This window comes from Burkholderia sp. JKS000303 (assembly GCF_002563755.1).
In the GTDB taxonomy this organism is placed as follows: domain Bacteria; phylum Pseudomonadota; class Gammaproteobacteria; order Burkholderiales; family Burkholderiaceae; genus Burkholderia; species Burkholderia anthina_B.
In genome coordinates, this window is record NZ_PDBZ01000001.1 from 2,160,861 (window position 1) to 2,180,835 (window position 19,975).

Sequence of the window (19,975 nt, forward strand, 5' to 3'; positions counted from 1 at the left end):
TCGAACAGAGGTCAAAATACATGTCGATTCTGATCAACAAGGACACGAAGGTCATCACGCAGGGCATTACCGGCAAAACCGGTCAGTTCCATACGCGCGCCTGCCGTGAATACGCAAACGGCCGCGAAGCATTCGTCGCGGGCGTGAACCCGAAGAAGGCCGGCGAAGATTTCGAAGGCATTCCGATCTACGCAAGCGTCAAGGAAGCGAAGGCAGAAACCGGCGCAACCGTGTCGGTCATCTACGTTCCGCCGGCAGGCGCAGCGGCTGCAATCTGGGAAGCGGTCGAAGCCGACCTGGATCTCGCGATCTGCATTACGGAAGGCATCCCCGTCCGTGACATGATCGAAGTGAAGGATCGCATGCGTCGCGAAGGCCGCAAGACGCTGCTGCTCGGGCCGAACTGCCCGGGCACGATCACGCCGGACGAACTGAAGATCGGCATCATGCCGGGTCACATCCACCGCAAGGGCCGCATCGGCGTCGTGTCGCGTTCGGGCACGCTGACGTATGAAGCTGTTGCACAGCTGACGGCACTGGGCCTCGGCCAGTCGTCGGCAGTCGGTATCGGCGGCGACCCGATCAACGGTCTGAAGCACATCGACGTGATGAAGATGTTCAACGACGATCCGGATACGGACGCAGTCGTGATGATCGGCGAAATCGGTGGTCCGGACGAAGCCAACGCGGCCGAGTGGATCAAGGACAACATGAAGAAGCCGGTCGTCGGCTTCATCGCGGGTGTCACGGCGCCTCCGGGCAAGCGCATGGGCCACGCCGGCGCGCTGATCTCGGGCGGTGCGGATACGGCTGAAGCGAAGCTGGAAATCATGGAAGCGTGCGGCATTACCGTCACGCGCAACCCGTCGGAAATGGGCCGTCTGCTGAAGAAGGCGCTGTAATTTCCGTCTGGTTCACCCCGCAGAAAACGCCGGCCATGCCGGCGTTTTTTGTTATGCTCGGCGAAATGATTTTGTAAGAAGCGGGCATGCGCGATGCATGCCTCGGCGATCAACCGGGTCGCCTGTCCGACCGTCGTTGCCCCGCACCGGATACCGCTCATGCTTGAATTCCTGACGTCGCTGCACTGGGGCGCCGTGCTTCAGATCGTCATCATCGACATCCTGCTCGGCGGCGACAACGCGGTCGTGATCGCGCTCGCGTGTCGCAACCTGCCGGCCAGCCAGCGGCTGCGCGGCATCGTGTGGGGGACGGCCGGTGCGATCCTGCTGCGTGTCGCGCTGATCGCATTCGCGGTCGTGCTGCTCGACGTCCCGTTCCTGAAATTCGGAGGTGGCCTGCTGCTGCTGTGGATCGGCATCAAGCTGATGGTGCCGGACGCCGATGCGCACGATAACGTGAAGCCGGCCGACCGGCTGTGGGACGCGGTGAAGACCATCGTGATCGCCGATGCGGTGATGAGCCTCGACAACGTCGTCGCGATCGCGGGCGCGGCCGAACAGGCCGATCCGTCGCACCGGCTCGCGCTCGTGATCTTCGGGCTCGTCGTCAGCGTGCCGATCATCGTGTGGGGCAGCACGCTGGTGCTGAAATTGCTCGACCGCTTTCCGGTCGTCGTCGCGTTCGGCGCCGGGTTGCTCGGCTGGATCGCGGGCGGGCTGATCGTGCACGACCCGGTGGCCGATCGCTGGCCGGTCCTCGATACGCCGGCTGCGATCTACGGCGCGAGCGTGGCCGGCGCATTGTTCGTCGTGGCGGCCGGCTATGCGCTCAGACGCCGTCGCGGCGTCCCGCACGCCCACTGACGTTGGCCATCCGGCCGAGTGCCGGATACGCAGCCCGCTGGCTACGATCGAAACGCCTGCCTGGATCGGCAGGCGTTTTTCGTTTCCGGAGCCTGTCATGTTCGAAGCCTTTTCCATTTCCCTGTTTCGTCGTCTTGCTGCCGATCTGCGGCGCACCCATCGGACGGTGCCGCGCTGGCGGCCGGCCGGTTTCACGCTGATCGAGCTGATGATCGTGCTCGCGATCGTCGGCGTGATCGCGGCCTATGCGATTCCCGCGTATCAGGATTACCTGGCGCGCTCGCGCGTCGGCGAAGGGCTCGCGCTCGCGTCGTCCGCGCGGCTCGCGGTGGCCGACAACGCCGCGAGCGGTGCAAGCCTGGACGGCGGCTACAGCCCGCCGGCTGCCACCCGCAACGTCGAATCCGTCGTCATCGACGGCGCGACGGGCCAGATCACGGTGGCGTTCACGACACGCGTCGCCGCGGCCGGCGTGAATACGCTGGTGCTGGTGCCGTCCGCGCCCGACAAGGCCGATACGCCGACCGCGCGCGTGCCGCTTAAAAAGGGCGCGATGCAGGCCGGCGCGATCGCATGGGAGTGTTTTGCCGCGGGGAAGGACGCGTCGTCGCTGCCGGCGCCGGGTGCCGGGCCGTTGCCCGCGCAGGCGGCAACGTTGCCGGCGAAATATGCGCCGGCGGAGTGCCGCGCGTAGCGTCGGCAGCGATGCGGGCCGGCGCGGCCCGGTGTGCACGGGGCGGCCTTTGCCGCTCCTGCCGACCGCGCCGGTCGTATACCCGTCGTGCGATGGCGCGACAGGCCCGCACAGAGCAGGGAAAGTTTTGTATAGTGCGCCGGTTGCTGACATCCGGTTTGCTCATGCCCTCTACTTTTTCCCGTTCGTTGCCGCTCGTTGCGCTGGCTGTCGCCCTGATCGTGCCGTACGCGATCACGAATCACACGTATCCGATCCCGACCTTCTATTCCGAGTTTGCCGCGCTGGTGCTGTACATGCTGGTGGGCGTCTCCGTCGTGCTGCTCGCGAGCACGGGCCGCCCGGCCCAGCCGTTTGCCGCGCCGACCGCTTTCGTCGCACCGCTCGGGTTTGCAGCGGTGCTGCTCGCACAGGTCGCGCTGATGCCGCTGAAGGTGCCGTCGATGAACTGGCTGGCGGTCGGCTATCTCGTCGCGGCGCTGGTCGCGATGCAGGCCGGCTATACGCTCGCGCGCGAGGGGCTCGCGGAAGCCGTCGCACGGATGATGGCCGGTGCACTGCTGATCGGCGGGGTGTTCGCCGTTGCCAGCCAGATCGTGCAGTTGTTCCATCTCGAGTCCGTGGTGGCACCGTTCGTCGTCTCGTACAACATCACGGTCGATCGCCGCCCGTACGGCAACATGGCGCAGGCGAATCACCTGGCGACCTACATCGCGTTTGCGCTCGCGGGTGCGCTGTATCTGGTGCAGACGCGCCGGCTCGCCGTCTGGGCGTGGCTCGCGCTGTCGATCGTACTGTCGGTCGGTCTCGCGCTGACCGTGTCGCGCGGGCCGTGGCTGCAGGTCGCGGTGATGGTGGTCGCCGGTTTCTGGATGGCGTGGCTCGAATCGCGCCGCGAGCCGGGCAACCGGCGGGCATGGCTGATGCCGGCCGTGCTCGCGGTGGCCTTCGTCGCGGTGAACGTCGCGGTGCGCTGGGCCAACGTGCATTTTCATCTGGGGCTCGCCGAGTCGGCGGCCGACCGGATGCGTGACGCCGGGCAGATCGCGCCGCGTCTCGCGCTGTGGAAGTACGGCCTTGCGATGTTCCGCGAGCATCCGCTGCTCGGCGTCGGCTGGGGCGAGTTCCCGTCGTACCAGTTCGCGCTCGTGCGCACGCTCGGCGGCGTCGAGATCGCGAACAACTCGCACGACATCTTCATCGACCTGCTCGCGAAGTCCGGGGTCGTCGGCCTCGGCGTGCTCGTCGTCGCGCTCGTGACGTGGTTCGGGCGCGCGGTGCGCGCGCCGCAGTCGAGCACGCGCGTGTTCGGCCTCGCGCTGATCGGCGTCCTGCTGATGCATGCGCTCGTCGAGTACCCGCAGCAATACATGTTCTTCCTGCTGCCCGCGATGTTCGTGATCGGTCTGCTCGAAGTGAAGCCGCTGCGGATCCTGCCGGGCCGCGCGGCGTTCGGGCTGTTCGCGGTGCTGTCGGTCGGCGGCGTGCTGGCGGCGGTGCCGATCCTGCGCGACTACCAGCGTGCGGAAGTGCTGTATTACGGCAGCAATCCGGCCGCGCAGTACCGTGATGCGCCGTCGTTGCTGTTCGGCGCGTGGGGCGACTACGGCGCGGCGACGCTGCTGCCCATTTCGCCGGACGACCTGCCGCTCAAGCTGGCCGCTCACGAGCGTGCGATCGCGCTGCTGCCCGGCGAGACGGTGCTGCGCCGCTATGCAGCGCTGCAGGCGATGGCCGGTCGCGAAGCCGACGCGCTCGACACGGTCGCGCGCCTGTACGTGTTCGCGAATGAGCTGAAGGACTGGCCGCAGCAACTCGCGTCGCTGTACAAACTGTGCGATCAGCAGCCGTCGTTGAAGGCGTTCAAGGCGGCCGTCGTCGCGAAGTACGGAGACGTGCCGCCCGACGAGGACGACGACGACTCGGACGACGATTCGGAATGAAACCGATTGGCGCCGGGCGGGGAATCCCGGCGTTTTTCGGATCGCGCTGAAGCAGGGGAGCAGGGAAGAGGTGACGTGCCGGGGCGGCGCGTCGATTGCTTCCCGTCGTGAATGGATACGGGCCGAAACCGACCTGATTCACGTCAACCATTGTCAAATCGCCGCCATGTGCGGGGTGGTGCGTGCACAATGCGCGAAAGCGGTCGCGTGCCGGGTTGCCCGTTGCGGGCCGCCGACGCGAAAGCAGCTCCCGGGGCCTATCCGGGGAACCCGCCAAGCAGGATCGCGGCCGATGCAGCCATCGGTCGTGCGGCCGTAACGGGGCGCCGGTCCGATGGCCGCGGCGCAGGGCGATGCATCCGATGCGGCCAAGTGTGGCCCGCCGATGCGGCAGTCGTCCGCAACAGTGCTGAAGAACGATATTCGACCATGGCCCTCCGCTCTACCTACCTGATCCTGCCTGCCGTCGCGGTGCTCTTTTCCGGCTGCGCGATGCTGTCGTCGTCGCAGGAAAGCAAGCTCACCTGCCACATCCCGCGTGCCGTCTACCCGGATACCGCGAAACCGCTCACGCGCCCGGTTACGGTGCTGGTGCGCGCGCTGATGACGACGTCGGGCGAAGCGCAGAACGTCACCGTGACGACGAGCAGCCGCAATGCGGCGGCCGACCGCGCGGCCGTCGACGCGATGACGCATGCGACCTGCGTGCAGACGGGCGCTACCGCGAATCCGTTCCTGCTGACCCAGCCGTTCGTATTCGAGCCGAAACACGCGGATTGATGCGAGGGCGGTGCGGACAGTCAGGCCGCATCGTCCTCGTTTCGAGCGAACCTCAATGCTGCGGCATCAGGTTCGCACCGTGACACATCGGCTCGGTTGTATTGCGCAGCCCAAGCATCGTGAATCCGTTGCGTTCCTGGCGGATCAGCGCGTAGCGTCGCGCGACCGTGTTCCCGTCCTTGCCCGTCAGATCCAGTTCGACCTGGAAGCGGTCCTTGCTGTCCGCGCAACCGCGCACCGGGCCGTAGGCGAAACCGATGTCGGGCGCGTTGCTTTCCGTATTGAATGCCTTGCGGGCTTGCAGCGCGGCCGCGGCGGCAGCGGGTTCGCTCCATGCGCGCGCGAGCGCGTCGTCCACCTTTAGCCATTCGTCGACGAAATCGCGTCCGTTGACCGCGGCGGGCTGCACGCGTTGCACCGTGTCGCCGTCGACGCGGTAGCGGAAGATGCCCGGCCGCGTCATCACTTCGCTGTCGAGCGAGCCGACCGTCGTGCGCATCTCGAAACCGTCCGGGCGCACCTTGAAGCGGATCGCGTTGTCGTCGAGCACGTAGCCGTGTTCCGTATGGAACAGCGTGCGTTGCGCGGCCGAGCCGCTCGCAGGCGCGACCACGTCCGCGCCGAAGCGGCTCCAGCGCGACGAGCACCACGGCGTGCCGTGGACGGCCGCGACCTGTCCTCCCGGCAACGCACCGAACCAGAAACCGCCGCCGTAGGCGCCGCCGATGTCCTTGTAGTCGTCGGCTTGCCAGCGCAGCACGCGCCGCCAGCCGCCGTTTTCCCATGCATAGCCCGTGAGCAGGTTGTCGTCGCCGCACGCGATGTCGAAGCCGGCGCGCACGAAGAGCAGCGGGCGGGACGTGCCGTCGCGTTCGACGTCGACGTCCGGGTTGCGACCGAACGCCGATTCACCGTTTTTCGGCTGGGCGGGCTGGGCTGGAACGCCGAGCGTGGCTGCCAGCGTGCGTTTCAGCGCAGCGGGGTCGACGTGTTCGTCGCTGCACGCGAGCCGCGCGTCGATCGCGCCGACGAGCGCCTGCTTGTACGCGCGGATCGCGTCGCGCAACGGCGGCGAGACGTCGACCGTGCCGCCGCCGTCGCCTTGCGGATTACGCACCTGCTGGACGCGGTACTGCGCGTCCAGCGCCGCGCGTGCGGCGGTGTCGGCGGCGGGGCAGGGACTGGCGGCGAACGCGGCGGCCGGTGTGGTGCAGGCGATGGCGAGCGCGAGTGTTGCGCGGTTCAGCATGTTTTTCATTGCAGTTTTTTTCGTTCTTTTCTGCGTTCATCACGCGAGCGGCCGGCAGGGCATCGACACGGAATCAAAGCCTGGCGCGATGGACGGAGGATTCGAGCGACCTCTACAGCTTCGTCGTTTGCGGCGCATCCCCGCCGTGTGCGTCGGGGGCCTTGTAGTTCATCCATGACGTGCTGAGGAACTGAACGGACCAGTCCGGCGAATACCACCACGCGGCATTCTGGCCGACCTGCTGGAACTGGCGCGTCATCCCGCCGTCGATGGTTCCGCGGAAGAAGCTGATCGTCATGCGGTTCAGCAGCTCGCCGGTGTCGTTCATCCATGCTTCGGTCGGCTCGGGCCGTCGCGGTTCGCTCGATTCGGCCGTGAGCTTGAACGTCACCTCGGGATTGGCGAGCCTGACGCTCATCACGTCGTTGCCCTTGATACGGAAGCGGCCGCCGCCATACGGCGTGTCGTTCCGCATGAAGTGGGTCGAAACCGTTTCCCAGCCCGTCGCCATGCTGACGTACCCGTACGTTCCAATGGCCAGGGCAACGAGACCTCCGGCGATTCACGTCCAGCGCTTGTGTTTTTGCATGTCACTTTTTCAGCAAGCGATCCAGTGCGCGGCTGACTTCGTCGGGCCGGCCGGTCAGCCGGCGGCATCCTCCGCCTTCCAGTCCCCCGACTTCCCGCCGCGCTTTTCCCGCACGCTCACGTCGGTGATCACCATCCCCCGATCGACCGCCTTGCACATGTCGTACACGGTCAACAACCCGACCTGCACCGCGGTCAGCGCCTCCATCTCGACGCCGGTCCGGCCGAACGTCTCGACCTGCGCGACGCAGTGCACGCCGGGCAGCGCGTCGTCGAGCTCGAAGTCGACGGCCACGCGCGTCAGCGCGAGCGGGTGACACAGCGGAATGAGGTCGGCGGTGCGCTTGGCACCCTGAATCGCGGCGATGCGCGCGACGCCGAGCACGTCGCCTTTCTTCGCCTTGCCGTCGCGAATCAGCGCGAACGTCGCGGGCAGCATCCTGATCGTGCCGCGCGCGATAGCGATGCGTTGGGTTTCCTGCTTGCCGCCGACGTCGACCATGTGTGCGTGGCCGGCGGCGTCGAAATGGGTGAGTCCTGACATGTCTTGCTCCGATCTCATGCGTCGCGGCCGGTCGATACACCGCATCCGGCGCCGTGCCGCGGTCGCATGCAACGTTTCAACGGGCGCCTATCATAGCAGCGGCATGCGTGACGCCGGGGGCGCAGAACGCCCGCGCGTCGCACGAAACAGTCGCGATCGCACCGTTACAATGACCGGAATCTTCAGACCAGACGCCGCGATGCGCGCCGGGCGCGCGGGGCGGCGTCGCTTTCATCCTGCCATGCGTGTCAAACAGTTGCTTGCCGCGGTGCTGTCGGTGGCGCTCGTGCTGCCGCAGAACGGCCATGCGCAGCCCACGTCCGCGTTGCCGCTCGAGGTGGCGACCGGCGCTGCGTCGTCGATTTCCACGGTGCCGTCCGGCATCGCGCCCGGCGTATTCGGCACGTACGGCGGCGCGGAAAGCCGCTTCTCGGGCGCCGGCGGCGCCTCCGCGCCCGCCGCGAACCTGCGCGCACCGCTGCGCGCGCTGGAGCTGCCCGATCTCGGCGACGGCTCCGGCGGCTCGCTGACGCCGCAGGCCGAGCGCCGTCTCGGCGAGCGCGTGATGCGCGAGGTGCGGCGCGACCCGGACTATCTCGACGACTGGCTGGTGCGCGACTACCTGAACGCGATAGCGGCGCGGCTCGCGGCAGCGGCCGCGGCGCGCTTCATCGGCGGCTACATGCCGGACTTCGAGCTGTTCCCGGTGCGCGATCCGCAGATCAATGCATTCTCGATGCCGGGCGGCTTCATCGGGATCAACAGCGGGCTGGTGGTGACGACCCAGACGGAGTCGGAGCTTGCCTCGGTGGTTGGCCACGAGATGGGACACGTGCTGCAGCGGCACATCGCCCGGATGATCGGCGCGAACGAGAAGACCGGCTACACCGCGCTCGCGACGATGCTGCTCGGCGTGCTGGCGGGCGTGCTCGCGAGAAGCGGCGATCTCGGCAGCGCGATCGCGGTGGGCGGGCAGGCGTATGCGGTCGACAACCAGCTGCGCTTCTCGCGTTCGGCCGAGCGCGAGGCCGATCGCGTCGGCTTCCAGCTGCTCGCGGGCGCAGGCTACGACCCGTACGGCATGCCGGGCTTCTTCGAGCGACTCGATCGTGCGTCGATGGGCGATGCGGGCGTGCCGGCCTATGCACGCACGCACCCGCTGACGGGCGAACGGATCGCCGACATGGAGGATCGCGCGCGCCGCGCGCCGTACCGGCAGCCGCGCCAGTCGGCCGAATACGGCTTCGTGCGGGCGCGGCTGCGGATCCTGCAGAACCGCGCGCCGAACGACATCGCGGGCGAGGCGCACCGGATGCAGCTGGAGATCGACGATCGCACCGCGCCGAACGTCGCGGCGAACGCGTACGGCATCGCGCTCGCGAACACGCTGCTCGGCCAGTACGACGCGGCCGACAAGGCGCTCGCGTCGGCACGCAGCGCGTTCGACGCGCGCGAGCGGCGCGAGGACGATCCGGCGACGAGTTCGCCGAGCCTCGACGTGCTGGCCGCCGACATCGCGCGCCGCGCGGGCCGGACCGACGACGCGGTGCGGCTCGCGGCGCTCGCGCAGCGGCGCTGGCCGGCGTCGCACGCGGCGATCGTCGCGCATCTGCAGGCGCTGCTGGCTGCGCGCCGCTTCGCCGAAGCGCAGGCGCTCGCGCGCACGCAGGCGAAGGCGGACCCGGAGCAGTCGGACTGGTGGAACTATCTCGCGAAGGCGAGCGACGGCAAGGGCGATGTGCTCGCGCGGCGCCGCGCACTGGCGGAGAAACTGGCGCTCGACGGCGCGTGGCCGTCGGCGATCCGCCAGCTGAAGGAAGCGCGCGACGCGAAGGACGTGTCGTTCTACGACCAGTCGATCATCGGCGCGCGGCTGCTGGAGTTCGAGGCGCGCTACAAGGAAGAGCGCGAGGACGAGAAGAACGGCCGCGGATAGCGGCCGTCAGGCGGACAGAGGCGGGGGCAGAGCGGGGCGAGTCAGCTTTCGCTGCCGCCGCCATTGGCTTCGTCGTGCGCCTGCCGCGCGGGACTCGCGACGAAGCCGAACATCGCGGGCACGTCGGCGCACGCGAGACTGCCGAGCGGCAGCGTGCGCCCGTCGCGCCAGCGCAGCACGGGCGGCGCCGCGTCGAAGTCCGCATGATCGGCGAACAGGCCGAGGTCGTGGTCGTGCAGCGCCGCGACGCGCGGCGGCGTGCCCGCGTCGCGAAACAGCACGCCGCCCGCATCGTCGAGCCATGCGGCGTCCGGTTCGAACGGCACCCCTGTCTGGTCGGCGAGCGTGAGCTGTCCGTCGCGTTCGGCGAGGCGCACGACCCACGGCGTATAGGCGAGCTCGACGTACACGCGCTGCGGCCCGTTCTGGAAGAACCACTGGCCGTGCGCATCGGATTCGTAATTGCGTCCGATGAACGCGTTCAGCGCCGCGTGCCGGATCGGCGAACCGAGTTCACCGGCGGCCTGCGCGGCGTCGTCGCGCAGCCGCCATTCGCCGCGCCGGTCGAGCAGCAACCAGCCGGTGCAGTGGGGCACGTTCGGCCATTTGGCGAGTGCCTGTCTGACGATGTCATCCATGGTCGACGAATTTCGAGCAATAGCCGAACACCCGCGCCGACAGCCAGTCGAGGCGGCCGGGGAACGGCCCGGTCATGAATCCCGCATGGCCGCCGTGCGCGGGCTGGTCGAGTTCGACGGCCGGCGACACGTCGGCGGCGCTCGGCAGCGCGGATTCGGGCAGGAACGGATCGTTGCGGGCGTTGAGAATCAGCGTCGGGACGTCGATCGCGGGGAGCAGCGGGCGGGTCGTCGCCTGCGTCCAGTAATCGTCCGCGTCCGTGAAGCCGTGCAGCGGCGCAGTCACGACTTCGTCGAAGTCGCGCATCGTCACGGCGCGCAGCATTGCGTCGCGGTCGAACAGCCCCGGATACTGGTCGAGTTTCGTGAGCGCCTTGCGTTTGAGCGTCTTCAGGAAGCTGCGTGTATAGACCATCGCGAAGCCTTGCGACAGCGCGCGGCCGCCTGCATGCACGTCGATCGGCGTCGAGATCGCGGCGGCGGCGCGCACGATCGACGTGTCGCTGCGGTGCTCGCCGAGCCAGCGCAGCAGCACGTTGCCGCCGAGCGACACGCCGGCCGCGACGATCGGCCCGCGATGCTGCGCGGCGAGCCGGCGCAGGATCCAGTCGACTTCGGCGCTGTCGGCGAGATGGTAGAACCGCGGCTGCCGGTTGATTTCGCCGCTGCAACTGCGAAAGTGCGGGACGACCGCATGCCAGCCCTTCGCGCGGGCGGCGGCCATCATCGCGAGCGCGTAGTGCGAGCCGGAACTGCCCTCGAGGCCGTGGAACAGCACGAACAGCGGCGCATCGGGCGACGGCGCCGCGCTGTCGAGATGCGCGACCCAGTCGAGATCGATGAAGTCGTGGTCGGGCGTTTCCCAGCGCTCGCGCCGGTAGGCGACAGCCGGGCGCCGCGCGAACAGTGCGGGTACGATGGTTTGCGCATGGCTGTTTGGCAGCCAGCGCGGTGCGCGATAGCGCAGTGAATCGTCGTCGGGGGCCGGGGCCCCGGTCAGCGGCGAGGTGGGCGGAGAAGCCGTACTCATGATCGCCCCGCTAATGCGTTGCTTCGTTCTTCGTCAGTGCAGCGGACCCTGCCCGTGACGGATCTTCGCGGCGAATTGTCCGGCCGCTTGTTCAGGAATCGGGCTCGCGTGAATGTGCGCGATGCGCCACTCGCCGCGTTCGTGGATCATCACGTACGTGGCGAAAACCATGTCGGGGTCGGCCGTCAGGTCGGCCTGCTGATGCGCTTCGGCGATCGTGTAGACGACGGTGCCGAGGCTGTCGTAGACGCGGATGTCGAGCGGCTCGATCGTCACCGGGCGCGTGGCGAGCCGGTTGGCCAGCCCGCTGCGGATCTGGTCGAGGCCGTGCAGATGCTCGCCGTCGGCCCAGACACAGCTGGCGAAGTCCTCGTCGATCCACAACCCCAGCAGCGCGTCGAGATTGGCATCGGCGACGGCCTGGTAGTAGGCGTTCAGCGTATCGGCAGCGGCTTCGAAAAGGCGGGCAAAACGTGGCATCGGGGTTATCTCTCGCGCGCGTCGCGCGCCGTATTCAGCACGGCGGCCCGCATGAGGCCGCCGTACACCGGTGAATCGGATTGCCCGGCGCGCCGTGCGGCGCTGCCGGCCAGGGTCAGCGCTGCCCGACGAGCATGCCGCGCAAATCGCCGAATACCTGCTCGGGACCGAGTTCGCGCAGGCAGTTCAGATGGCCGAGCGGGCACTCGCGTTCGAAGCAGGGACTGCATTCGAGATGTAACCATTGTACCTTCGCCAGCTCCGACAGCGGAGGGGTGTGGCGCGGATCGGTCGATCCGTACAACGCGACGAGCGGCCGGCGCAGCGCGGCGGCGACGTGCATCAGCCCCGAATCGTTGGTGACGACCGCGTTCGCCCGCGCGATCAGCGCGCAGGCCTCGGACAGCGACGTCTGCCCGCACAGGTTGCGCACGTTCGGCGCGTGGTCGGCGATCGCCTGCGCGGCGGCCGAATCCTTCGGCGAGCCGAGCGCGACGATCTGCGTGTACGGGAACGACTGATGGACGATCGTCGCGAGTGTCGCGAAGTGCTCGGGCGGCCAGCGTTTGGCCGGGCCGTATTCCGCACCGGGGCAGAACACGACGAGCGGCTTGCGCGTATCGAGGTTGAAGCGCGCGGATACGCGCGCCGTCTCGTTCAGGTCGGCGTCCAGGCGCGGCGGCGGCAACGTCTTCATCGACTCGGGCAGCTTCGCGCCCGGCGCATACGCGAGCGCCGCATAGTGGGTCGTCATCGGCGGACGCTCGCCCGACTTGTCGGGGTTCGCGTGCCGCACGTTCAACAGCCCATAGCGGTGCTCGCCCGTGTAGCCGATCCGCAGCGGAATGTTCGCGAGCCACGGGATCACCGCGGACTTCAGCGAATTCGGCAGCACGTACGCCGCGTCGTAGCCGACGTCGCGCAGGTCGCTCGCAAGTTGCCAGCGTCGCAGCAACTGCAGCTTGCCGTGCGCGAGGTCGGTCGCGTAGACATCGTGGATCTCGGGCATCCGCTCGAGTACGGGCGCGACCCAGGTGGGCGCGACGGCATCGATCGCGATGCGGGGATGGAGCTTTTTCAGCAGCGCAAAAAGTGGCTGCGCCATCAATGCGTCACCGATCCAGTTCGGTGCGATAACCAGCGCTCGACGCATCAGGTCGACTTCCGATGTCGTAATGAAGCACGGCGCGTGAGCACCGCGTTCGGGTTGTCAGAACAGGAAAAGGGCGGCGCGCCGGATGTCCGGCGGCGCCGCCTCGCGAGCGGCGGGCCCGCAGGCCCGGCCGACCGGGCTCAGTGGCCCTTGACCACCTCGCCGTCGCGCAGCTTGTAGCGCGTGCCGCAATACGGGCAGCGCGCTTCGCCGTGCGAGACGTCGATGAACACGCGCGGGTGTGCGTTCCAGCGCGTCATGGCCGGGTTCGGGCAGTAGGCGGGAAGATCCTTGGCCGTCAGCTCGACCAGCGGCATTTCCTTGATTTCACTCATGAGACGTTCTCTTTATCACTCTTTTGTGGGGCGGTCGGTGCGGCAGCGCACTCAGACCTTCGTCAGCCAGTGCGCGTACTTCGCGTTCTTGCCCGACACGATATCGAAGAATGCCGACTGAAGCTTTTCGGTGATCGGGCCGCGGGCGCCGCTGCCGATCGTGCGGTTGTCGAGTTCACGGATCGGCGTGACTTCGGCGGCCGTGCCCGTGAAGAACGCTTCGTCGGCCGTGTAGACCTCGTCGCGCGTGATGCGCTTCTCGATCACCTCGATGCCGGCGTCCTTCGCGAGCGTGATGACCGTGTCGCGCGTGATGCCGTCGAGGCACGACGCCAGGTCGGGCGTGTACAGCTTGCCGTTGTTGACCAGGAAGAAGTTCTCGCCCGAGCCTTCCGACACGTAGCCGTCGACGTCGAGCAGCAGTGCTTCGTCGTAGCCGTCGGCGGTCGCTTCCTGGTTCGCGAGGATCGAGTTCACGTACCAGCCCGACGCCTTCGCGCGCACCATCGACACGTTCACGTGGTGGCGCGTGAACGACGACGTCTTCACGCGGATGCCCTTCGCGAGGCCGTCTTCGCCGAGGTACGCGCCCCACGGCCACGCGGCGATCGCGACGTGGATCGTGTTGCCCTTCGCGGACACGCCGAGCTTTTCCGAGCCGACCCAGATGATCGGGCGCAGGTAGCACGACTCGAGCTTGTTCTCGCGCACGACTTCGAGCTGCGCGGCTTCGAGCGTTTCCCGGTCGAACGGCACGTCCATCTGGAAGATCTTCGCCGAATTCTGCAGGCGTTTCGTGTGCTCGGGCAGGCGGAAGATCGCGGTGGCGCCGTCGGCCGTCTTGTACGCACGCACGCCTTCGAAGACGCCCATGCCGTAGTGCAGCGTATGGGTCAGGACGTGGATCTTGGCGTCGCGCCAGTCGATCAGCTTGCCGTCCATCCAGATCTTGCCGTCGCGGTCGGCCATTGACATAGGATTCTCCTGGAAGCAGTGGGTGCTGCGGGGTGTGTGCAGCGTTGAGCTGGAAAGACGCTTATTTTAGCGTCATTTGGGGTTGATCCGGTCGGTCGGCGCGGGGCCGGCGCTATAATCGTCCGGCACCGATTCCAATAACGACGGGCCGTGCCGGCAGGAGACGCCGGAGCCCGGACGAACCGCCCGCTGCGGCCCCGTTTCCCCATGCTCGCTCGATTGTCCGCCACCGACCGCTTCGCGCTGATCCAGGGCGCGCGCGACTATTCCCCGACATTGATGGCGATCCTGTCCTGGGGGCTCGTCACCGGCATCGCGATGAGCAAATCGGTGATGACGCTCGGCCAGGCGAGCGCGATGTCGATCTTCGTCTACGCGGGCTCGTCGCAGCTCGCGGTGCTGCCGCTCCTCGTCGCGAAGCTGCCGATCTGGACGGTCCTGCTCACGGCCGCGATGGTCAACATGCGCTTCGTGATCTTCAGCGCCGGCCTTGCTCCCCATTTTTCCTACCTGCCGCTGTGGCGGCGCCTCGCGATCGGCTATTTCAACGGCGACGTGATCTACCTGCTGTTCCAGAAACAGGGCTTCGCATACGGCCGCGTGCCGGGCAAGGAAGCGTACTTCTGGGGGATGGCGCTCGCGAGCTGGGCGTCGTGGCAGGTGTCGTCGCTCGCCGGCATCCTGCTTGCAAGCTTCTTTCCCGCGAGCTGGGGGCTGGAGCTGGCCGGCACGCTCGCGCTGATTCCGATCATGGTGTCGGCGGTCGCGAACCGCTCGACGCTCGCGGCCGTCGCGGTCGCGGGCATCGTGTCGCTGATCGCGTTCGACCTGCCGTACCGGCTCGCGCTGCCGCTCGCGGTGCTCGCCGCGCTCGCCGCCGGCTGCACGGCCGATTTCTTCGTCGAACGCGCCGACTGGCGGCGCATCCGCACCGAAACCGTGCACGAAAAGGAAGTCGAATGAGCGCGACCGAAATCTGGATCGTCATCGTCGGGATGACGATCGTCACGGCGGTCACGCGCGCCTTGTTCCTGATCGGCGGCGAACGCACCGTGCTGCCCGAGCGCGTGCAACGCGCGCTGCGCTATGCGCCGGCCGCCGCGCTCGTCGCGGTCGTGCTGCCGGACGTGCTCGAAACGCCCGCCGGGATCTCGTTCGCGCTGTCCAACCATCCGTTCTATGCGGCGCTCGCCGGCCTCGGATGGTTTTTGTGGCGGCGCAGCATGCTCGGCACGATCGTCATCGGGATGCTCGTCTTCACCGTGTTGCGGCTGATCTTCTGACGCGTCGTCGCGCCGGCAGGCCGTGTGCGGGCTGCCCGAATACCTGCATTGCTGCGTTGCGGCAATGTGTCGAACATCGCGCGCAATCCCAAATAGGCGGAATTCGCCGCCGCGCGGGTCAGTCTGCCGGGTGGATCGGCTAGAATGCCCGTTCGAGATTTTTTACCCCGTGCGCGTCATGCGAACCGCCAGCCACGGCCGCATCCGGCGCCCTTTCGCGGCAGCCCGCGCACGTATCAGCGTGAACCCCCTTTCCCCATCCACTACTTCAATCTGTTCAACATGAGCCAAGTCAAGCGTCTTACCGACCTGATCGCCGCCGGCCAGCTCGCCGGCAAGCGGGTGTTCATCCGCGCCGACCTGAACGTCCCGCAGGACGATCACGGCAACATCACCGAAGACACGCGCGTGCGCGCGTCCGTGCCGGCCATCCAGGCCGCGCTCGACGCCGGCGCGGCCGTGATGGTCACGTCGCACCTCGGTCGTCCGACCGAAGGCGAATTCAAGCCGGAAGACTCCCTCGCGCCGGTCGCGAAGCGCCTCGCCGAGTTGCTCGGCCGCGATGTGCCGCTCGTCTCCAACTGGGTCGAGAACGGCGTGAACGTCGCGCCGGGCCAGGTCGTGCTGCTCGAGAACTGCCGCGTGAACAAGGGCGAGAAGAAGAATTCCGACGAGCTCGCGCAGAAGATGGCGAAGCTCTGCGACGTGTACGTGAACGACGCGTTCGGCACCGCGCACCGCGCGGAAGCGACCACCCACGGGATCGCGAAGTACGCGCCGGTCGCGTGCGCGGGCCCGCTGCTGGCCGCCGAACTCGACGCGCTCGGCAAGGCGCTCGGCAACCCGGCGCGTCCGCTGGTCGCGATCGTCGCCGGTTCGAAGGTGTCGACCAAGCTGACCATCCTCAAGTCGCTGGCCGGCAAGGTCGACCAGCTGATCGTCGGCGGCGGCATCGCCAACACGTTCATGCTCGCGGCCGGCCTGCCGATCGGCAAGTCGCTCGCGGAAGCCGATCTCGTTGCCGAGGCGAAGGCGATCATCGACGAAGCGCGCGAGCGCGGCGCGTCGGTGCCGATCCCGACCGACGTCGTGACGGCCAAGGAATTCTCGCCGACGGCCGCGGCCACGGTGAAGCAGGTTGCCGACATCGAAGCGGACGACATGATCCTCGACATCGGCCCGGATACGGCCAAGGCGCTCGCCAGCCAGCTCGAGAAGGCCGGCACGATCGTGTGGAACGGTCCGGTCGGCGTATTCGAATTCGACCAGTTCGGCAACGGCACCAAGACGCTCGCCGAAGCCATCGCCAAATCGTCCGCGTTCTCGATCGCGGGCGGCGGCGACACGCTCGCAGCCATTGCGAAGTACGGCATCCACGACCAGGTCAGCTACATCTCGACGGGCGGCGGCGCCTTCCTCGAGTTCCTCGAGGGGAAGAAGCTGCCGGCGGTGGAAGTGCTCGAAACGCGGGCGGCCTGAGCGTGGCGGCGCGCGCAGGGTTGACCAAGGCCGCGCGCTCCGCGAAAGCGGAGCAGCCGGCCGGCGCGGGCAAGCGCAAACGCGCGCCCGCGCGGGCGAACTCAGCCCCGCGCGCACCGGCGGCCGCCGGCGACGCGGCCGTGCAGCACCACGAAATTCAGAACAAAGCGATGCCGGGCGCAAGCACCGGCACGCCCCCCGGAACGGCCGCCGCTGGGCCCGCCGACTCCGGCTCTCGCAGCGTTTCACCCAGCGCACCCACCTTGATCCAGATGAGGAGTTTCATGCAGCGCGCCACCAAGATAGTCGCCACGATCGGCCCGGCTTCCAGTTCGCCGGAGATTCTGCTGCAGATGATGCAGGCGGGCCTCGACGTCGTGCGGCTCAATTTTTCGCACGGCACGGCCGACGATCACCGCCAGCGCGCCGAAATGGTGCGCGAGGCCGCCCGCAAGGTCGGCCGCGAGATCGCGATCATGGCCGACCTCCAGGGCCCGAAGATTCGCGTCGGCAAGTTCGAGAACGGCAAGACGACGCTCGTGCCGGGCCAGGCCTTCATCCTCGACGCGGGCTGCGAGCTCGGCAACGACGAGCGGGTCGGCCTCGACTACAAGGAGCTGCCGCGTGACCTGAAGCCGGGCGACCTGCTGCTGCTGAACGACGGCCTGATCGTGCTGACCGTCGAGCGCGTGCTCGGCGAAGAGATCCACACGGTCGTCAAGGTGGGCGGCGAGCTGTCGAACAACAAGGGGATCAACCGCCAGGGCGGCGGCCTGTCGGCGCCCGCGCTGACCGCGAAGGACATGGAAGACATCCGCACGGCGATGTCGCTCGGCGCGGATCTGGTCGCGGTGTCGTTCCCGAAGAACGCGACCGACATGGAAATGGCGCGCCAGCTCGCGAACATCGCGGGCGCACCGTACGGCATCAAGCCGAAGATGATCGCGAAGATCGAGCGCGCGGAAGCGATTCCGGCGCTGCAGAGCATTCTCGACGCGTCCGACGGCATCATGGTCGCGCGCGGCGACCTCGCGGTGGAAGTGGGCAACGCGGCGGTGCCGGCGCTGCAGAAGCGGATGATCCGGATGGCGCGCGAGTCGAACAAGCTCGTGATCACCGCGACGCAGATGATGGAGTCGATGATCTACGCGCCCGTGCCGACCCGCGCGGAAGTGTCGGACGTCGCGAACGCGGTGCTCGACGGCACCGACGCGGTGATGCTGTCGGCCGAGACGGCCGCCGGCAAGTACCCGGTCGTCACGATCGAGACGATGGCGGCCGTGTGCGTCGAGGCGGAAAAGTCCGAAGAGGTCGAGCTGGACAAGGATTTCCTCGACCGCACGTTCACGCGGATCGACCAGTCGATCGCGATGGGCGCGCTGTTTACCGCCTACCACCTGGGCGCGAAGGCGATCATCGCGCTGACCGAATCGGGCGCGACCGCGCTGTGGATGTCGCGTCACTACACGCACGTGCCGATCTTCGCGCTGACGCCGCGCGTCGGCAGCGAGCGCACGATGGCGCTGTACCGCAACGTGACGCCGCTGCACGTCGACTTCAACAGCGACCGCGACTCGGCGCTGCAGGCCGCGCTCGAGATCGTCGTCAAGCAGGGCTACGTGCAGCACGGCGACATGGTCGTGCTGACCGTCGGCGAGCCGATGGGGCAGGCGGGCGGCACCAACACGCTGAAGATCGTGCGCGTCGGCGAGCATTATTGAGCATCGGCGTGCCACCGGCCGGTCGATCGACCGGCCGCCCGAGCTGATCGGGCACCGTTTTTTGACGAAAGCCGCGCGGGGTACGACGCCCCGCGCGGTTTTTTTTCTGTTTTTTGCCCGGATTGTGCCGTGCGAAGGTAACAAATTGCGAGTACGCGCCGCCTGGCGGTCGGAATCGGAGGCGCTTCGCGATAAAATGCGGCTATTCGACGCTCAGCCGCGCCGCGCCACCCCGGTTTTGCCGGGTGCGAGCGCCGCGCCGGCAGTCAGGGCGCACCGGTTTTCATTCCAAGGAGTTCCACAATGCCTCTCGTATCAATGCGTCAATTGCTGGACCACGCGGCAGAGCACGGTTACGGCCTGCCGGCCTTCAACGTGAACAACCTGGAGCAAGTCCAGGCGATCATGGCGGCGGCGGACCAGGTCGGCGCGCCCGTGATCATGCAGGCATCGGCCGGCGCGCGTAAGTACGCGGGCGAGCCGTTCCTGCGCCACCTGATCGAAGCGGCGGTCGAATCGTATCCGCACATCCCGGTCGTGATGCACCAGGATCACGGCCAGTCGCCGGCAGTCTGCATGGGCGCGATCCGCAGCGGCTTCACGAGCGTGATGATGGACGGCTCGCTCGAAGCCGACGGCAAGACGGTCGCGTCGTACGAGTACAACGTCGACGTGTCGCGCAAGGTCGTCGAAATGGCGCACTCGATCGGCGTGACGGTCGAAGCCGAACTCGGCGTGCTCGGCTCGCTCGAGACGATGAAGGGCGACAAGGAAGACGGCCACGGCGCGGAAGGCACGATGACCCGCGAGCAGCTGCTGACCGATCCGGAGCAGGCCGCCGACTTCGTGAAGCTCACGCAGTGCGACGCGCTCGCCATCGCGATCGGTACGTCGCACGGCGCGTACAAGTTCTCGAAGAAGCCGACGGGCGACATCCTGTCGATCCAGCGCATCAAGGAAATCCACGCACGCATCCCGAACACGCACCTGGTGATGCACGGTTCGTCGTCGGTGCCGCAGGAACTGCTGGCCGAGATCCGCGAATTCGGCGGCGACATGAAGGAAACCTACGGCGTGCCGGTCGAGGAAATCCAGGAAGGCATCAAGCACGGCGTGCGCAAGATCAACATCGACACCGACCTGCGTCTCGCGATCACCGGCGCGATCCGCCGCTATATGTTCGAGAACCCGGGCAAGTTCGATCCGCGCGACTACCTGAAGCCCGCACGCGAAGCGGCGAAGCAGGTTTGCGTCGACCGCTACCTCGCGTTCGGTTGCGAAGGCCAGGCCGGCAAGATCAAGCCGGTGTCGCTCGACAAGATCGCTGAGCAGTACAAGTCCGGCGCGCTCGCGCAGGTCGTGCGTTAAGACTGTAGTACGA

General features: G+C 67.6%; 21 protein-coding genes. 11 read left to right on the forward strand and 10 right to left on the reverse strand.

The window, feature by feature from the left end:
• The first annotated feature begins 20 nt into the window (after positions 1-20).
• The 5 genes from sucD to BX604_RS10490 all read left to right on the forward strand — a co-directional run bounded on the left by sucD (position 21) and on the right by BX604_RS10490 (position 5,183).
• Positions 21-902, forward strand: a complete 882-nt coding sequence (sucD, locus tag BX604_RS10470) for a succinate--CoA ligase subunit alpha (RefSeq protein ID WP_006477916.1) — start codon at positions 21-23, stop codon at positions 900-902.
• Positions 903-1,061: 159 nt separating this feature from the next.
• Entirely contained in the window at positions 1,062-1,766 is a 705-nt protein-coding gene (locus BX604_RS10475; protein WP_098552815.1) for a TerC family protein, read from the forward strand.
• Between the two features lie 97 nt (positions 1,767-1,863).
• The gene (locus tag BX604_RS10480) at positions 1,864-2,460 is read left to right on the forward strand and encodes a pilin (RefSeq protein WP_098550741.1); all 597 of its coding nucleotides are present in this window, start codon (positions 1,864-1,866) and stop codon (positions 2,458-2,460) included.
• A 164-nt stretch (positions 2,461-2,624) separates the two neighbouring features.
• Entirely contained in the window at positions 2,625-4,403 is a 1,779-nt protein-coding gene (locus tag BX604_RS10485; protein ID WP_098550743.1) for a PglL family O-oligosaccharyltransferase, read from the forward strand.
• A 429-nt stretch (positions 4,404-4,832) separates the two neighbouring features.
• Entirely contained in the window at positions 4,833-5,183 is a 351-nt protein-coding gene (locus BX604_RS10490) for a TonB family protein (RefSeq protein WP_098550746.1), read from the forward strand.
• Between the two features lie 52 nt (positions 5,184-5,235).
• Here the strand turns inward: BX604_RS10490 and BX604_RS10495 are convergent, their stop codons facing one another.
• The 3 genes from BX604_RS10495 to moaC all read right to left on the reverse strand — a co-directional run bounded on the left by BX604_RS10495 (position 5,236) and on the right by moaC (position 7,564).
• Positions 5,236-6,441, reverse strand: a complete 1,206-nt coding sequence (locus BX604_RS10495) for a hypothetical protein (RefSeq protein WP_098550749.1) — start codon at positions 6,439-6,441, stop codon at positions 5,236-5,238.
• Between the two features lie 103 nt (positions 6,442-6,544).
• Complete coding sequence (locus BX604_RS10500; RefSeq protein ID WP_257146290.1) at positions 6,545-6,907, reverse strand: hypothetical protein; 363 nt, start codon at positions 6,905-6,907, stop codon at positions 6,545-6,547.
• 168 nt (positions 6,908-7,075) lie between these two features.
• Positions 7,076-7,564: a cyclic pyranopterin monophosphate synthase MoaC gene (moaC, locus tag BX604_RS10505; protein WP_040141784.1), complete on the reverse strand. Its 489-nt coding sequence runs from the start codon at positions 7,562-7,564 to the stop codon at positions 7,076-7,078.
• Between the two features lie 241 nt (positions 7,565-7,805).
• Here moaC and BX604_RS10510 point away from each other — a divergent pair, with 241 nt between their 5' ends.
• Positions 7,806-9,500, forward strand: a complete 1,695-nt coding sequence (locus BX604_RS10510; RefSeq protein WP_098550750.1) for a M48 family metalloprotease — start codon at positions 7,806-7,808, stop codon at positions 9,498-9,500.
• Positions 9,501-9,541: 41 nt separating this feature from the next.
• Here the strand turns inward: BX604_RS10510 and BX604_RS10515 are convergent, their stop codons facing one another.
• From BX604_RS10515 to BX604_RS10540, 6 genes are all read right to left on the reverse strand, one after another.
• Positions 9,542-10,138: a DUF2946 family protein gene (locus tag BX604_RS10515; protein WP_098550751.1), complete on the reverse strand. Its 597-nt coding sequence runs from the start codon at positions 10,136-10,138 to the stop codon at positions 9,542-9,544.
• Entirely contained in the window at positions 10,131-11,168 is a 1,038-nt protein-coding gene (locus tag BX604_RS10520; protein ID WP_098550752.1) for a hydrolase, read from the reverse strand. The genes BX604_RS10515 and BX604_RS10520 overlap by 8 nt, the downstream gene beginning before the upstream one ends.
• A gap of 33 nt (positions 11,169-11,201) precedes the next feature.
• A complete protein-coding gene (locus BX604_RS10525; RefSeq protein ID WP_096507184.1) occupies positions 11,202-11,648 on the reverse strand; it encodes a nuclear transport factor 2 family protein in 447 nt (148 codons plus the stop codon).
• Positions 11,649-11,763: 115 nt separating this feature from the next.
• Positions 11,764-12,801, reverse strand: a complete 1,038-nt coding sequence (waaF, locus tag BX604_RS10530; RefSeq protein WP_098550753.1) for a lipopolysaccharide heptosyltransferase II — start codon at positions 12,799-12,801, stop codon at positions 11,764-11,766.
• 140 nt (positions 12,802-12,941) lie between these two features.
• Entirely contained in the window at positions 12,942-13,136 is a 195-nt protein-coding gene (locus tag BX604_RS10535) for a zinc-finger domain-containing protein (protein ID WP_006482499.1), read from the reverse strand.
• Positions 13,137-13,187: 51 nt separating this feature from the next.
• Positions 13,188-14,111, reverse strand: coding sequence for a branched-chain amino acid transaminase (locus BX604_RS10540; RefSeq protein ID WP_098550754.1), 924 nt, complete (start codon positions 14,109-14,111; stop codon positions 13,188-13,190).
• Positions 14,112-14,318: 207 nt separating this feature from the next.
• Here BX604_RS10540 and BX604_RS10545 point away from each other — a divergent pair, with 207 nt between their 5' ends.
• The 3 genes from BX604_RS10545 to BX604_RS10555 all read left to right on the forward strand — a co-directional run bounded on the left by BX604_RS10545 (position 14,319) and on the right by BX604_RS10555 (position 16,873).
• The gene (locus BX604_RS10545; protein WP_098550755.1) at positions 14,319-15,074 is read left to right on the forward strand and encodes an AzlC family ABC transporter permease; all 756 of its coding nucleotides are present in this window, start codon (positions 14,319-14,321) and stop codon (positions 15,072-15,074) included.
• Entirely contained in the window at positions 15,071-15,394 is a 324-nt protein-coding gene (locus BX604_RS10550) for an AzlD domain-containing protein (RefSeq protein ID WP_098550756.1), read from the forward strand. Before BX604_RS10545 ends, BX604_RS10550 begins: the two co-directional genes overlap by 4 nt.
• 282 nt (positions 15,395-15,676) lie before the next feature.
• Positions 15,677-16,873 (forward strand): phosphoglycerate kinase, encoded by a 1,197-nt coding sequence (locus BX604_RS10555; RefSeq protein WP_096507189.1) that lies wholly within the window; start codon positions 15,677-15,679, stop codon positions 16,871-16,873.
• A 157-nt stretch (positions 16,874-17,030) separates the two neighbouring features.
• On the opposite strand, the gene BX604_RS39485 is transcribed toward BX604_RS10555, so the two are convergent.
• Entirely contained in the window at positions 17,031-17,159 is a 129-nt protein-coding gene (locus tag BX604_RS39485) for a hypothetical protein (RefSeq protein WP_257146291.1), read from the reverse strand.
• Here BX604_RS39485 and pyk point away from each other — a divergent pair.
• Together pyk and fba are read left to right on the forward strand one after the other, a co-directional pair.
• Positions 17,158-18,594 carry a pyruvate kinase gene (gene pyk, locus BX604_RS10560; RefSeq protein ID WP_098550757.1) on the forward strand — a complete coding sequence of 479 codons (1,437 nt, stop codon included), beginning with the start codon at positions 17,158-17,160 and terminating at the stop codon, positions 18,592-18,594. The genes BX604_RS39485 and pyk overlap by 2 nt on opposite strands.
• A 303-nt stretch (positions 18,595-18,897) precedes the next feature.
• Positions 18,898-19,962 (forward strand): class II fructose-bisphosphate aldolase, encoded by a 1,065-nt coding sequence (gene fba / locus BX604_RS10565; RefSeq protein WP_096507191.1) that lies wholly within the window; start codon positions 18,898-18,900, stop codon positions 19,960-19,962.
• The last annotated feature ends 13 nt before the right edge of the window (positions 19,963-19,975 follow it).